Genomic DNA, 13,889 nt, shown 5'->3' with positions numbered 1-13,889 from the left:
GGAAGATCCGCCGATGTCCACGCCCCTCTCCAGCAGCCGGCCCTTCGCGGGCCGCACCGTTCTCGTCACCGGCGCCAGCAGCGGCATCGGCGCCGCCATCGGCCGCCGCCTTGCCGCCGACGGCGCGGCCGTGATGCTCGCCGCCCGCCGCACCGACCGCCTTGAGGCGCTTGCCGCCCAGATCACCGCCGCCGGCGGCACGGCCGCGATCGCCACCGTCGACATCGCCGACCGGGCCGCTGTCCAGCGCCTGGCCGACGAGACCGAGGCCCGCTTCGGCGCAATCGACGTCCTGGTCAACAATGCCGGCCTGATGCCGCTCTCGCCGCTCGCCGCCGGCAAGGTCGACGAGTGGGAGCGGATGGTCGACGTCAATCTGAAGGGCGTGCTCTACGGCATCGCCGCCGTGCTGCCGAAGATGCAGGCCCAGGGCCGCGGCCATGTGATCAATGTGGCCTCGGTCGCCGCCCACAAGGTCTTCCCCGGCGCCGCGGTCTATTGCGCCACCAAATTCGCCGTCCGGGCCCTGTCGGAAGGGCTGCGGATGGAGGCGGGGCCGAAGATCCGCACCACGGTGATTTCGCCCGGCACGGTGGCGACCGAGCTTGCCGACACGATCACCGTGCCCGAGGTGGCGGCCATGGTCCGCCGCTATCAGGAGATCGCCATCGGCCCCGAGGCGATTGCCGATGCCGTGGCCTATGCCATGGCCCAGCCCGCAACCGTCGACGTGAACGAGATCGTCATCCGCCCGACGGCGCAGGACCTCTGAACCTCGTGACAGCCGGAGGGGCGCCGTGGCGGCGGCCCTCCGCTTCGCGTGTGCGCGCAGGTCGACATGCCGTCCCGGCCTTGCCCCGCTGCGACTTCCCGGCCATTCTGACACCCAGATGGGACGATCCGTGCGGACGTCCCGCCACTGGCCAGGATGGAGCCCCCTTGACCATTGCCCCCGGACGGCGCGCACGCAGTACCGAAGCCAAGGCGGCCCGGCGCGAGGCGATCCTCGATGCCGCCCGGCGGCTTTACGAGGCGGCGCCGACGATCGAGGCGGTGGGTATCGAAGAGGTCGCCCGCGCGGCCGGTGTCGCCAAGGGCACGGTCTATCTTTATGCGCCGTCCAAGGAAGCGCTGTTCCTGGCGCTTTATGAGCGCACCACCCTGGCCTGGCTCGACCGGCTGGAGGCGCGGCTTGCCGCCAAGCCGGCGGCCGATCCGGCGCGGGCGGGCTATGCCGCCGATGCGGCCCGGGCTGCGGCCGCCGCCGTGGTGGGGGCCTGTACGGATGTGCCGTTGATGGCCCGGCTGAACGCCGCGCTGCACGGCTCGCTGGAACCGCGGCTGGATGCGGATGCGCTTTATGCGGTCAAGATCGGCATGATCGAACGGTTGAACGGCATCGCCCGCGATCTCGGCCGGGTGCTCGGCCTGCCGGCGCGGGAGGCGGCGGAGGTTGTTCCCGGCCTGTTCGTGTGCATGATCGGTTGCCATCATGTCGCGATGCCGCCGCCCAATCTGGCCGGGCTGTACGAGCGGCCCGAGATGGCGCCATATCGGCTTGATTTCAGACGGTTGATGGGGAATTCCCTGCGGGACATGTTCCTGGGACGGCTGGCCGCCCGTCCGGAAGAGCCTGCCTGACATAAATCCGAATCCTCCCTCTTTTATTCCCTGATCCGACCGGTTGCGATGGCCGGTGCCTGCGCGCGAGAGGCGAGCGGCACCGGCTTTTTTGCGTGTTCCGGTCCCCTTGACTCGGCCTGTCACGGCGCCGTAACGTCGGGGCGTGAAAGAAATTCTGATCTATGAAAAAACTTTCACAGCCATCATCGGGCCGCGGAATGCGGCCGCAGTGAAGCACCGACGCAGGCCGGGAGGGCCGGGCGGAGGGTATGGGCCAGAACGGGCGCCGAGGGATCCGAAGCCAAGCGATCCCGGGCCGAGACGTTGGGGAAACGCCGAGATGAAGACTTTCACCGCCGCCCTGCTCGCGGGGGCGATCGCCGTGGCCGGGATGGGCATGACCACCGCCGCGGCCAAGGCCGAAGAGACCTCTCCCTTCCGCTGCAAGGAAGGCGAGACCTATGCCATGAACGTCATGGTGTCGGGCGTGGAATACTGGTTCCCGGTCTATGAGATGTTCAAGCAGGCCGCCCATCAGATGGGCTGCAAGACCGTCTATACCGGCACGCCGGATTACGACGTCACCAAGCAGCTGGCGACCTTCGAACAGGTGCTGGCCAAGCAGCCGGCCGGCGTGCTGCTGCACCCGATGAACCCCGATCCGTTCATCGAGCCGATCGATCGCGCCGCAGAGATGGGCATCCCGGTCGTGACCTTCGCGGCCGATTCGCCCAACAGCAAGCGCGTCGCCTATGTCACCTCGGACAATTTCCGCGAGGGCGCCACGGCCGCCGACACCATCGCCAAGGCCATGGGCGGCAAGGGCGAATACGCGATCCTGGAAAACCCCGGCCAGGACAATCACGACCGCCGGGTGTCGTCCTTCATCAGGCAGATGGAGGAAAAGTATCCGGAGATGAAGCTGGTGGCCCGCACCGCCACCAACCAGGATCCGACCCGCGCCTATAACGCGGTGCTGACCATGGCCCAGGCCCATCCCGGGCTCGGCGCCGTGTTCATGCCCGAGGCGAGTTCGGCGCTGGGCGCCGCCCAGGCGGCGAACGAGCTGGGCGGCAAGATCAAGGTCATGAGCGTCGACGTGAACGCCAAGGTTCTCGACATGATCAAGGCCGGCCAGATGTTCGGCGCGATCAACCCGAACCAGGGCGTGCAGGGCTATATGGGCTTCATGATGCTGTTCCTGGCGGCCCATCCCGACCTGATCGACCCGATGAACGACTATAAGCGCAGCGGCTTCAACCCGTTCACGCTGCCGGTCATCGACAACGGCTTCTCGATCGTGACGCCCGAGAACGCCCAGGATTTCTATTGGGACGCCTACCTGAAGCGCCGCGGCACCAAGGGCATCGACGAGTGAGCTGAGGGGGGCGGCCCCTGCGGCCGGGCGGGTGACCGCCCGGCATGCTCCCGTCCTCTTTCTCCTGCTTCCTCTCTTTCCTGCCCCCTCTCTTTCCTGCCTCAGCATCACCCGAGAACGGTCCGGCTGATCCATGACCCATCCTGAACCGGTGGCCGGCGCACAGGGCGAGACCGTCCTGAAGCTTAGCGGCATCACCAAATCCTTCGGCCCGGTCAGGGTGCTGACCGGGGTGGATTTCGACCTGAAGGCGGGCGAGGTCCATGCGCTGGCCGGCGAGAACGGTGCCGGCAAGTCGACGCTGATGAACATCATCGACGGCATCCACCGTCCCGATGGCGGCCGGGTGGAGCTGTTCGGCGAAGCGGTGCATCTGTCGGGGCCGGCCGAGGCCCAGGCGCGGGGCATCGGCTTCGTGCATCAGGAAATCGCCCTCTGCCCCGATATCTCGATCGCCGAGAACATCTTCATGGCGGCCCCCCATGCCCGCGGCCGCTGGTTCCTGAACCGGCGCGAGCTGCGGCGCAAGGCCGAGGCGGTGCTGGGGCTGCTGCACCCGATGCCGGTGGATACGCTGGTCGGGCAGATCGGCATTTCGGCCCAGCAGCTGGTCGAGATCGCCAAGGCGCTGACGCTCGACTGCCGGATCCTGATCCTGGACGAGCCGACCGCCGCCCTGACCGAGGCCGAAACCCGGCGGCTGTTCGACGTGATCCGCACCCTGAAGGCACGGGGCATCGCGATCATCTATATCAGCCATCGCATGGCCGAGATCTTCGAGATCTGCGACCGGATCACGGTGCTGCGCGACGGCCGCAAGGTGGTGACCAAGGCGATCGCCGACACCACGCCCGAAGAGGTGGCGGAACGCATGGTCGGCCGCGAGCTGGGCGACCTCTACCCGGAAAAGCCGGGCGTGCCCGCGGGCGCGCCGGTGCTGCTGCAGGTGGAGGGTCTGGCCGATGCCGACGACCACATCGCCGATATCGCCTTCGACCTGAAGGCCGGTGAGATCCTGGGTCTGGCCGGGCTGATGGGCGCCGGGCGAAGCGAGATCGCCCAGACCGTCTGCGGGCTGCGCCACCGCGCGGCCGGGCGGGTGGTGGTCGAGGGGCACGAGGCGCGGATCCCCGACTATCGCGGCGCCACGAAACAGGGCCTCGCCTATCTTTCCGAAGACCGCAAGGGGGCGGGCGTGTTCCTGGACATGTCGATCGCGGCCAATGTCTCGGCCCAGGATCCGGGCCGGGTGGCCGGCCGGCTGGGCATGATCGACGGCCGCGCCGAGGCGGCCCAGGCGGCCGAATTCGGCCGGCGGATGTCGCTGCGCATGGCGGGGCCCGGCCAGAAGGTGTCGGAGCTGTCGGGCGGCAACCAGCAGAAGGTGGCGATCGCCAAGCTGCTGCTGACCGGCCCGCGCATCGTCTTCCTGGACGAGCCGACCCGCGGCGTCGATGTCGGCGCCAAATCCGAGATCTATCAGATCCTCCGCGGCCTGGCGGCCGAGGGCAGGGGGGTCGTGGTCATCTCGTCGGAACTGCCCGAGCTGATCGGCCTGGCCGATCGCATCCTGGTGATCCGCGAAGGCCGGATCGCCGGTGAGGTGGCGGGGCCGGAGATGACCGAGGAACACATCATCCGACTTGCATCCGGCGTGGGCGCCCCCGGCGCCGCCGGCGAAGGGAGCCTGCGGCCATGAGCACGGCAGAAACCAACCGCGCAGAGACTGACGGGCGGGAGACCGGAGACATCAGGGCCGGGGCGCAGCCGGCCGAACCGCGGCTGTCGCTGCTTGCCCGGTTCAACAAGATGCGCGAGGCCGGGCTGATCGTGATCATCGCGGCGCTGTTCGTGATCATGAGCTTCGCCTCGCCCTATTTCCTGACCGTCGCCAACATGAAGGCGCTGATGCTCTCGTTCTCGATCGAGGGCATCGTGGTGGTCGGCATGACCATCCTGCTGATCGTGGGCGGCATCGACCTGTCGGTGGGGGCGGTGGTCTGCTTTGCCATGGTGGTGGCGGGCAAGCTGTTCCTGCTGGGCGTCGACCCCTGGACGGCATCGCTGGGCGGCATCGCCGCGGCGGCGATGTGCGGCGTGATCATGGGCGCCTGTGTCACGCGGATCGGTCTCAACCATTTCATCGCCTCGCTCGCGATGATGGTGATCGTCCGCGGCGCCTGCCTGGTGATCACCGAGGGCACGCCGCTGTCGCTGTTCTCGCTGCCGAAAGAGTTCAAATTCGTCGGTCAGGGCTCGCTCGGCCAGGTGCCGGTGGTGATCCTGATCTTCCTGGCGATCGTGGTGGTCTTCGACCTGCTGATGCGCCGGGCCGTTGCCTTCCGCCGGGTGTTCTATACCGGCAGCAACCCCAAGGCGGCCGACTATTCCGGCATCCGCACCTCGCGCGTCATCTTCTGGGTGACGGTGCTGAGTTCGGCCCTGGCCGGGCTTGCCGGGGTGATCTTCATGGCCCGCTTCGGCGCCGCCACCCCCACCTTCGGCGTGGGCATGGAGCTGAACGTGATCGCGGCCGCGGTCATCGGCGGCGCCAGCCTGAAGGGCGGGTCCGGTTCGGTCTTGGGCGCGGTGCTGGGTGTCGCCCTGCTGTCGCTGGTGACCAATTCGCTCATCCTGCTCGACGTCTCGGTCTACTGGCAGGATATGGTGAAAGGTCTGATCCTGCTTGTCGCGGTCTCGGTCGACCATATGCTGAACCGCAGACGCGCCTGACCTGCCACCCGACCCATGACCGAACCGCTCAAACGTCGGGTGCCCATGCGGAGAGTGACCATGCGGCATGACGACCGGACGCCCACCGGGGATGTCAGACAATACGACCTGACCCGCCGGATCTACCGGGCGCTGGTGATGCATTATGTCGAGGGCCTGAAACAGGCCGAGATCGCCCGTCTGACCGGCCAGTCGATCGCGACGGTCAGCCGGCTGATCAAGCAGGGCCATGATCTGGGCATGGTGGAGATCACCGTCCGTGCGCCCTTCCAGCCTTCGCTGGAGCTGGAGCGGCGGCTGGCCCGGGCGGCCGGGCTGATGGAGGCGCTGGTGGTGCCCAACCTGTCGACCAATGACGAGGTGGCGCTGGCGAGCGTGGGCGAGGCGGCGGCCGGGCTGCTGCTCTCGCGCCTCAAGGATGGCGACACGATCTGCATTTCGGGCGGCAAGGGCGTCAGCGCCCTGGTCGCCGGGCTGAACCCGGCCAGGCGCTACGACGTGTCGGTGGTGCCCGCAACCGGCCTGGTCGAAGGGCCGCTTTATACCGACGTCAACTATGTGGCGGCGCAGATGGCCGAGAAGCTGGGCGGGCGCGCCCATCGCATCCATGCGCCGATGTTCGCCGACACCGTGGACCAGCGGGCGATGCTGATCGATATGCGCTCCACCCGCGACATCCTGGACCGGGCGCGCCATGCCGATATCGCGGTGGTGGGTGTGGGCTCGGTCACGCCGGCCGGCAGCTCTTACTACGACCTTCATCCGGAACTCGCCGACGACCGGACGGAGATCGAGCGCTCGGGCGCCGAGGCCGAACTGCTCGCCCATCTTCTGGATGGGGCCGGGCGGGTCTGCCGCTATCAGATGAACGACCGGCTGGTGGCGGTCACCCCGGCGGAACTCTCGCGCGTGCCGTTCTCGATGGGCGTCGCGGTCGGGCCGGCCAAGATCGGCCCGATCCGCGCCGTGCTGCGCGGCCGGCATCTGAAGGGGCTGGTGACCGACGAGACCACGGCCGATGCCGTGCTGCCCGGCCTTGAGGCGGAGGCACCTGCCGCCGGGAGCTGAGCCCGACCCCCCACATCAAGCCCCCAGATCCTTCCGCCGACGACGCCCGCCGCATCGCAGCCTTGCGATGCGCGAGGGGAGGCTTTGTCTCCGCGCCGCCGGCCCACCCCCCCTCGCTTTCCCGTCCCTTGTTTCGCGTCACCGCAGTTTTCCGGAGGCCTGCCCGTCATGACCACCCGCACACGCGGATACCGGCTGGATGTTCTGGCCAAGGCGCCCGATCCTGACGTCGTCGTGATCGGCGGCGGCATCAACGGGATCAGCGTCTATCGTGAACTGGCCCTGCAGGGGCTGCGGGTGGTGCTGGCAGAGGCGCAGGATTACTGCGCCGGTGCCAGCGGTGCCCTGTCGCGCATGATCCATGGCGGCCTGCGCTACATGGAGAACGGCGAGTTCGATCTGGTGCGCGAGGCATTGCGCGAGCGGGACCTGCTGCTGCGCAACGCGCCGCATTTCGTGGCGCCGCTCGCCACCACCGTGCCGGTCTTCGAATATCTCTCAGGGATCGGCAATGCGCCGCTGCGCTTCGTGGGGTTGAGCCGCAAGCCCAGCCGGCGCGGGGCTGCGGTGCTGAAGCTGGGGCTCACCTTCTACGACATCTTCACCCGCAAGAGCCGGATGGTGCCGACCCATCGCTTCGCCGGCAAGGCCCGGACCGCGCGGGACTGGCCCGACCTCAATCCGAAGGTCAAGTGCAGCGCAACCTATTACGATGCCTGGATCACCCATCCCGAACGGCTGGGGCTGGAGATGATCCGCGATCTGGAAGCGACCTGCCCCGATGCGGTGGCGGTGAACTATCTGGCCGCCGAGGGCACCGATGGCGACGCCCTGCTGCTGCGCGACCGCATCGGCGGTCGGGAATTCCGCCTGCGGCCGAAACTGGTGGTGAATGCTACCGGCGCCTGGATCGACCTGACCAACCGGCGGGTGGCCAACCTGGTGGATGCCCCCGGTGCCGGTGCGCTGCCGCGGATGATCGGCGGCACCAAGGGCTCGCATCTGATCGTGCGCAACCCGCGGCTGCTGAAGGCGCTGGGCGACCAGATGATCTATTACGAGAACCAGGAAGGCCGGGTCTGCATCCTGTTCCCCTATTTCGGCAATGTCCTGATCGGGTCCACCGACATCAAGGTCGACACGCCCGAGGGTGTGCATTGCGAGACCGACGAGCGGGCCTACATGCTGCAATCGCTGCGCTTCGTCTTCCCGGATATCGAGATCACGCCCGACCAGATCCTCTACACCTTCTCGGGCGTGCGGCCGCTGACCAATGCCGCGGCGGCGACCACCGGGCAGATCCCGCGCGACCACCATTGCCGCTTCGTGCCGGAAGAAGCGGGGCTGCCTTTCCCGGTGATGTGCATGATCGGCGGCAAATGGACCACCTTCCGCGGCTTCGGCGAGATCGCCGCCGATCAGGCGCTGGACCGGCTGGGCGGGCGACGGCGGGTGTCGACCGACACGCTCGCGATCGGCGGCGGCCGCGATTTCCCGCCGGCCGGGCCGGCGCGGGAGCGCTGGATCGCCGATCTCGCGGCCGCGACGGGCATCGGTGTCCATCGGGCACGGGCGCTGGCCGAACGTTACGGCTCTGCCGCGCGCCGGCTGGCGGATGATTTCGTGGCCGCGGGCGACCGGCCGCTGGCCACCCATCCGGGCTATGGCACCGCCGAAATCCGCCATCTGATCCGGGCCGAGCATGTCGAGGCGCTGGAAGACCTGATCTGCCGGCGCACCTCGCTCGCCATCTCGGGCGAGCTGTCGGCCGATCTGCTGGATGAACTGCTGGCGCTGCTGGCCGGGGAGCGCGGCTGGACGGCGGACCGGGCCGCCGATGAACGCGCCCGGACGCTGGACCGGCTGGCCGCGCTGCACGACGTGACCGAAGACATGCTCCGCGCGCGCAACGACACAACCCGGGCCGCAAAACGGGCCCGGACAGAACCTGCCTCTGAACACCTGGCTTGAAGAAAGGGCCCATCGTCGATGTCCGACAAATTCCGCCTCAACCGCCTGTTCCGCAACGGCCGCTGCCTCGACGTCGCGATCGACCACGGCATCTTCAACGAGCCGACCATGCTGTCGGGGCTGGAGGATGCGAAGGCCGTGTTCGATAGGCTGATCGCGGCCGCACCCGATGCGATCCAGACCAATTTCGGCCAGGCCGACCTGCTGCAATCGGTGCCGACCCCGGTGAAGCCGGCCCTGGTGATGCGGGTCGATGCGGCGAATGTCTACAACCGCCACAAGCACACCCATATGTGGTCGACCCTGCAGCAGGCCGATGATCCGGTGCTGCCGGCGGTGCAGCTGGATGCGGCCTGCGTGGTGATCAACCTGCTGATGCTGCCGGGCGAACACGACCTGTTCCGCCAGTGCGTGGAGAACATCGCGAAGGTCCGCGCCGCCTGCGATCGCTATCGCATGCCGCTGATGATCGAGCCGCTGGTGATGGCGCCCCATTCCGAGGCCGGCGGCTATATGGTGGACGGCGATGCCGAAAAGATCGTCGCCCTGGTCCGCTTCGCCCGCGAGCTGGGCGCCGATGTGATCAAGGCCGACCCGACCACCAATCCCGAAGACTTCCATCGCGTGGTCGAAACCGCCCGGTGCCCGGTGCTGGTCCGCGGCGGCGGCAAGGAGGATCTGCTGACGGTGCTGAAGAAGTCGGAAGCGCTGCTGAAGCAGGGGGCGAAGGGGCTGGTTTATGGCCGCAACGTCTATCAGCACGACAACCCGACGGGGGTGACCCGGGCGCTGATGACGCTGATCCACGACGACGCCACCGCGGAAGAGGCCTTCGCGGCGTATAAGGCTGTTGCCGCCTGAGGCGGGGGCGGGCGCTGCCCCCAAGGCAGCGCCACCCGTAAGAAGACGTCAGGGAGGAAAAGACATGGCCTATCTTCTGGGCCTCGATGCCGGAAACACCATGGTGAAGGCGGTGCTGTTCTCGATCGACGGCGTCGAGCTTGCCGTTGCCGAGAAGGGCGGGTCGACCCGTCATCCGCGGCCGGGCCATGTCGAACGCGACCTGGACGAACTCTGGGCCTGTGCGGCCGCGGCGATCCGCGGCTGCATCGCCCGGGCCGGGATCGACCCGGCCGAGATTGCGGCGATCGGCTGCGCCGGCCATGGCAACGGGCTGTATGCGCTGGACCGCGACCGGCAGCCGCTGATGGGCATTCAGTCGATCGATGTCCGCGCGGGCGGGCTGGTCGAGCGCTGGAACCGCGACGGCACCACCGACCGGATCTGCCGTCTGGCCCTGCAACGGCCCTGGGCGGCACAGCTGCCGACCCTGCTGTCGCATATCCGCGAAACCGACCCTGAAACCTTCGCCCGGATCGGCACCGCGTTTACCTGCAAGGATTACATCGCCTTCCGGCTGACGGGAGAGGTGGCGAGCGACGAGACCGATATGAGCGGCGCCGCCTGCCTGAAACTGCCCGACGGCCGCTATGACGACGAGCTGCTGGCCGCCTATGGGCTGGAGGGCTGCGGCGGCATCCTGCCGCCGGTGCACCGGTCGAGCGCGGTGACCGGCCGGGTGACGGCGCGGGCGGCGGCCGATGCCAGGCTTGCCGCCGGCACGCCGGTGGTCGGCGGGCTGTTCGATGTGATCGCAAGTGCGCTCGGATCGGGCGTCGTCCGCACCGGTGCCGCCTCTCTGGTCGCCGGCACCTGGAGCATCAATCAGGTGATCGTGGACGAGCCGATCCGCGACAACCCGCCCTTCATCACCTCGGTCTATGAAGGCACCCGCTTCATGGAGGTCGAGGCCTCGGCGACCTCGGCCGCCAATCTGGAATGGTTCATGCGCGAATGGGTGGCGCCCGAGGCCGATGCCGCCGAGCGGCCCTATGACATGGTCAACCGGCTGGCCGGTACGGTCAGGCCCTCGGCCGATCTGCCGATCTTTCACCCCTTCCTGTTCGGGGCCGGTGACGATGCCGCGGCGCGGGCGGGGTTCTTCGGCCTGGCCGGCTGGCATCAGCGGGCGGATCTGATGTTCTCCCTGTTCGAAGGTGTCGCCTTCGGCCATCGCGCCCATGTCGACAATCTGCGCCATCGCGGCATCACGGTCGCCGATGCGGTGCTCTCGGGCGGGGGGGCCCGCAGCCGGGTCTGGTCGCAGATCTTCGCCGATGTGCTGAACCTGCCGGTCACCGTCACCCGCTGCCAGGAAACCGGGGCGCTGGGTGCCGCCATGGTGGCAGGGGTCGGCGCCGGCATCTTTCCGGATTTCGCCGCCGCCGCCGCGCGCATGGTGGTGGTGGACCGCGCCCATGAACCGGATGCGGCGGCCGCAGAGATCCACGACCGCCGCTATGGCGTCTATACCACCCTGGTCGAGGCGCTGCGCCCCCACTGGAAGCGGTGGGGGAGCTGACGGCTTACGCCGGGCGCGCGTCCTTGATCCGGCGGCGCAGCTTGACCATGCCGCCGATCCAGCGGTCATAGTCGTTGGTCTTGTTGCGCATGTAGTTGAGCACCACCTCGTGCGGCAGGATCAGGAAGCGCTCGTCGTCGAGCGCCTTGACCACGATGCCGGCCACGTCTTCCGGCGTCAGCACGCCGTCGAGCGAGGCGGGATTGCCGTCCATGGAGCGCAGCATGGCGGTATCCACGCCCTGCGGGCAGAGCACCGACACCCTGATGCCGTCATCCTTATGGGCGATGGCGAGCGATTCGGCGAAGCCGATCGCGGCATGTTTGGTGGTGGAATAGGTGGTGCTGCCGATCTGCGACAACAGCCCGGCGGCCGAGACGGTGTTCAGGAAATAGCCGGCGCCGCGCGCCTTCATGCGCGGCAGCAGCGCCTTGGCCGCATGAATATGGGCCATCACGTTCACGCCCCAGCTGCGCTGCCAGTCGGCTTCGGTGGCGGAGGCGACGTCGTCGAAATCCGGATCGCCGATCGCGATGCCGGCATTGGAGCAGAAAAGGTCGATCGGGCCGAACGTCGCTTCGACATCGTCGACCACCGCCAGAATGTCGTCGAATTTCGAGACATCGGCCCTGTAAGACGCGGTGGCGGCGCCCTGGGCGACGGTTTCGGCCGCACCGGCCTCGTTCAGGTCGACGGCGATCACCGCCTTGGCGCCCTCGTCGGTGAAGCGGCGGCAGAGCGCGCGGCCGATGCCCGCGCCGCCACCGGTGACGACGACGACCTTGTCCTTCAGCTGCATGGGGGGAGTTCCTCCGGCTTTTCTGTTTCTTGGTTCGTGAGACGTTGCGGGAAGACTATACGGTTTCCGGCCCGGCCGCTGGAAGCGCCACATAGCCTGCCCGGGGATCCGCCGTGCCGGTATGGAGCGCGCGGATGATCCGGGCGGCGGCCCCCAGCCCGCGGGCTTCCTCGATCCGGATCCAGGGATCGGCGCCGGTGGTGGCGGCGGTCATGAACCGGGTCTGGTCCAGGTTGAAGCGGCGGGTGAATTCGGCCCCGCCCCAGTCGGCATTGCGTTTGCGGATCTGCACCGGCGCGAAGAACATCACCGGCGCCGGGCCGGGCAGGGCGGCACCGGCCGCGAGCGTCCGGTCGAGCGGCGCAGTGTTGGCCGCCGATCCGACCAGACAGTCATGGACCAGGCCCGGGCCGAAATGGCCATGGATGCGCGCACGTAGCCCGTCGTCGCCCGAGAAATCGACATAGGTGGTCGGGCGGTCGGCGGCGATGCCACCCAGCTCGTCATAGGTCACCACCCGGTCGTAGAGGCCGAGCGCTTCGGTGAAACCGCGATTGGCCCGGCTGGTGAGGCCGATCAGCTCGGGGCGACCCGCAAGGCCCGCCAGGCAGAAGGCGGCCCCATAGGCCGTCTTGGCCGAGGCGGACGAGATCACCAGCCGCGCCGCCCCGAACCATCCATTGTCGGCCAGATAATCCGCCAGCACGAAAGAGGTGATGAACAGCGGCCGGATCAGCATCTGGGCGTTTTCCAGGGCCGGCGCCCAGACCGGATCGGCGGTGCAGCGGGTATACTGGTTATAGGCCGAGACCAGGGGCAGGCGATGCTCCGCCTGGTCGTAGAAGCCGCGCTCCGTCACCCGGCCGGGCTGCATGACGATCCGGGTCGCGATCGGGAAATAGCCGTAGAAGCGCTCGCCCGGCGCGATGCCGTCGACATCGGACGCCTCGACCTCGGCAAAGCCCCAGACCGGCATATGGCCGTGATCGGGCCGGCCGGTCGGAAAGAAATCCCAATAGCGCATCGCCTCGCCGAAGGCGGCATAGGTGATGTTGTTGGTGGTGAGCGCGAAGCGGTCGAGCCGGAGCCGGATGCTGCCCGGCGCGGCGGCCGGGGCGGGTATGGTCTCGACCAGGGCCGCGCCGAGATCGGCCTTCGGTGTCAGCAGGCGGGTGATGGCAGGGCTGTCTGTCATGGGTGTATCCTCCCTTTATCTGCCATCAGCCTAGCCCTTTGCCGGGCTCCGGGGGTTCGGATTTGCCATGCCTGCCACGCCGCTGACACCGCCGGTCGCAAGGCCGCTGAAACGGCCGGTTCAGGCCCGCGCGCGCTTCACCGTTCAGACGATCTATGACGGTCTGGTTCGGATCTGGCTGCGCGACGGGCCGGATGCGGTGACCATGAAGGCGGTCGCCGCCGAGACCGGTTTTGCGGTCGGCACGCTCTATGACTATTTCCCGAACCGGGCGGCGCTGCTTTCGGGCTATGTCCGCCACTGCATCGACGATCTGATCCGGCGGCTGGAGGCCGATGCCGCCGCGGAACCCGATCTGCCCTGGGCGCCGCGGATCGTGCGGCTGGTGCGGATGACCTGCGGCCAGGATGGTGCCGCGCCCTGTTTCGACCACGACATGCTGATGGTCGAGCACGCGATCGCCGAAGAGAAACATCATCGCCGCGCCTATGAGGAATTGTCCGCCGCCTGGCTGCGGATCCTGGAGGTGACCCCCGACCGGCCGCCGGGCATCGACGCCGCGGCCATCCGCGCCGCCTTCCTCACCGTGCTCGGCACCCGCCGCTATGTGCTGCTGGTGGAGCCGACCGGGACGGAGGTGGGGGACTGGGCCGGGCGGCTGGAGCGGATGTGCCTTGGGGCGCTGGCTGGCGGCTGAACC

At 68.3% G+C, this 13,889-nt stretch carries 12 protein-coding genes; 10 read left to right on the top strand and 2 right to left on the bottom strand.

The window, feature by feature from the left end; translation table 11 throughout:
• Positions 1 to 13: 13 nt before the first annotated feature.
• From WI697_RS07375 to WI697_RS07335, 9 genes are all read left to right on the top strand, one after another.
• The gene (locus WI697_RS07375) at positions 14 to 772 is read left to right on the top strand and encodes an SDR family oxidoreductase (RefSeq protein WP_345957999.1); all 759 of its coding nucleotides are present in this window, start codon (positions 14 to 16) and stop codon (positions 770 to 772) included.
• 167 nt (positions 773 to 939) lie between these two features.
• On the top strand, positions 940 to 1,641 hold the full coding sequence (locus WI697_RS07370; RefSeq protein ID WP_345957998.1) for a TetR family transcriptional regulator: 702 nt from the start codon (positions 940 to 942) through the stop codon (positions 1,639 to 1,641).
• A gap of 322 nt (positions 1,642 to 1,963) precedes the next feature.
• Entirely contained in the window at positions 1,964 to 3,001 is a 1,038-nt protein-coding gene (locus WI697_RS07365; protein ID WP_298645427.1) for a substrate-binding domain-containing protein, read from the top strand.
• Between the two features lie 133 nt (positions 3,002 to 3,134).
• Complete coding sequence (locus WI697_RS07360) at positions 3,135 to 4,700, top strand: sugar ABC transporter ATP-binding protein (protein ID WP_345957997.1); 1,566 nt, start codon at positions 3,135 to 3,137, stop codon at positions 4,698 to 4,700.
• Positions 4,701 to 4,810: 110 nt separating this feature from the next.
• Positions 4,811 to 5,734 carry an ABC transporter permease gene (locus WI697_RS07355; protein WP_322111416.1) on the top strand — a complete coding sequence of 308 codons (924 nt, stop codon included), beginning with the start codon at positions 4,811 to 4,813 and terminating at the stop codon, positions 5,732 to 5,734.
• Between the two features lie 60 nt (positions 5,735 to 5,794).
• Positions 5,795 to 6,802, top strand: coding sequence for a sugar-binding transcriptional regulator (locus WI697_RS07350; RefSeq protein WP_345957996.1), 1,008 nt, complete (start codon positions 5,795 to 5,797; stop codon positions 6,800 to 6,802).
• Between the two features lie 168 nt (positions 6,803 to 6,970).
• Positions 6,971 to 8,773, top strand: a complete 1,803-nt coding sequence (locus WI697_RS07345; RefSeq protein WP_345957995.1) for a glycerol-3-phosphate dehydrogenase/oxidase — start codon at positions 6,971 to 6,973, stop codon at positions 8,771 to 8,773.
• Positions 8,774 to 8,791: 18 nt separating this feature from the next.
• Positions 8,792 to 9,634 (top strand): class I fructose-bisphosphate aldolase, encoded by an 843-nt coding sequence (locus WI697_RS07340; protein ID WP_062765497.1) that lies wholly within the window; start codon positions 8,792 to 8,794, stop codon positions 9,632 to 9,634.
• 64 nt (positions 9,635 to 9,698) lie between these two features.
• Entirely contained in the window at positions 9,699 to 11,195 is a 1,497-nt protein-coding gene (locus WI697_RS07335; protein WP_345957994.1) for an FGGY-family carbohydrate kinase, read from the top strand.
• Between the two features lie 4 nt (positions 11,196 to 11,199).
• Here the strand turns inward: WI697_RS07335 and WI697_RS07330 are convergent, their stop codons facing one another.
• Positions 11,200 to 11,994 (bottom strand): SDR family oxidoreductase, encoded by a 795-nt coding sequence (locus tag WI697_RS07330; RefSeq protein WP_345957993.1) that lies wholly within the window; start codon positions 11,992 to 11,994, stop codon positions 11,200 to 11,202.
• 55 nt (positions 11,995 to 12,049) lie between these two features.
• Positions 12,050 to 13,189, bottom strand: coding sequence for a DUF2855 family protein (locus tag WI697_RS07325; protein WP_345957992.1), 1,140 nt, complete (start codon positions 13,187 to 13,189; stop codon positions 12,050 to 12,052).
• 67 nt (positions 13,190 to 13,256) lie between these two features.
• On the opposite strand from WI697_RS07325, the gene WI697_RS07320 reads away from it, so the two are divergent.
• Positions 13,257 to 13,886 (top strand): TetR/AcrR family transcriptional regulator, encoded by a 630-nt coding sequence (locus tag WI697_RS07320; RefSeq protein WP_345957991.1) that lies wholly within the window; start codon positions 13,257 to 13,259, stop codon positions 13,884 to 13,886.
• The last annotated feature ends 3 nt before the right edge of the window (positions 13,887 to 13,889 follow it).

It is taken from the genome of Tistrella mobilis (assembly GCF_039634785.1).
GTDB lineage: Bacteria > Pseudomonadota > Alphaproteobacteria > Tistrellales > Tistrellaceae > Tistrella > Tistrella mobilis.
Note: the sequence above shows the minus strand (reverse complement) of the source record. Positions and strands in the feature narration are given on the sequence as shown.

Coding starts and splice junctions, on each gene's coding strand:
- WI697_RS07335 (WP_345957994.1), top strand. CDS start 9,699: ATGGCCTATCTTCTGGGCCTCGATGCCGGAAACACCATGGTGAAGGCG.
- WI697_RS07365 (WP_298645427.1), top strand. CDS start 1,964: ATGAAGACTTTCACCGCCGCCCTGCTCGCGGGGGCGATCGCCGTGGCC.
- WI697_RS07345 (WP_345957995.1), top strand. CDS start 6,971: ATGACCACCCGCACACGCGGATACCGGCTGGATGTTCTGGCCAAGGCG.
- WI697_RS07320 (WP_345957991.1), top strand. CDS start 13,257: ATGCCTGCCACGCCGCTGACACCGCCGGTCGCAAGGCCGCTGAAACGG.
- WI697_RS07325 (WP_345957992.1), bottom strand. CDS start 13,189: ATGACAGACAGCCCTGCCATCACCCGCCTGCTGACACCGAAGGCCGAT.
- WI697_RS07360 (WP_345957997.1), top strand. CDS start 3,135: ATGACCCATCCTGAACCGGTGGCCGGCGCACAGGGCGAGACCGTCCTG.
- WI697_RS07340 (WP_062765497.1), top strand. CDS start 8,792: ATGTCCGACAAATTCCGCCTCAACCGCCTGTTCCGCAACGGCCGCTGC.
- WI697_RS07355 (WP_322111416.1), top strand. CDS start 4,811: ATGCGCGAGGCCGGGCTGATCGTGATCATCGCGGCGCTGTTCGTGATC.
- WI697_RS07375 (WP_345957999.1), top strand. CDS start 14: ATGTCCACGCCCCTCTCCAGCAGCCGGCCCTTCGCGGGCCGCACCGTT.
- WI697_RS07350 (WP_345957996.1), top strand. CDS start 5,795: ATGCGGCATGACGACCGGACGCCCACCGGGGATGTCAGACAATACGAC.
- WI697_RS07330 (WP_345957993.1), bottom strand. CDS start 11,994: ATGCAGCTGAAGGACAAGGTCGTCGTCGTCACCGGTGGCGGCGCGGGC.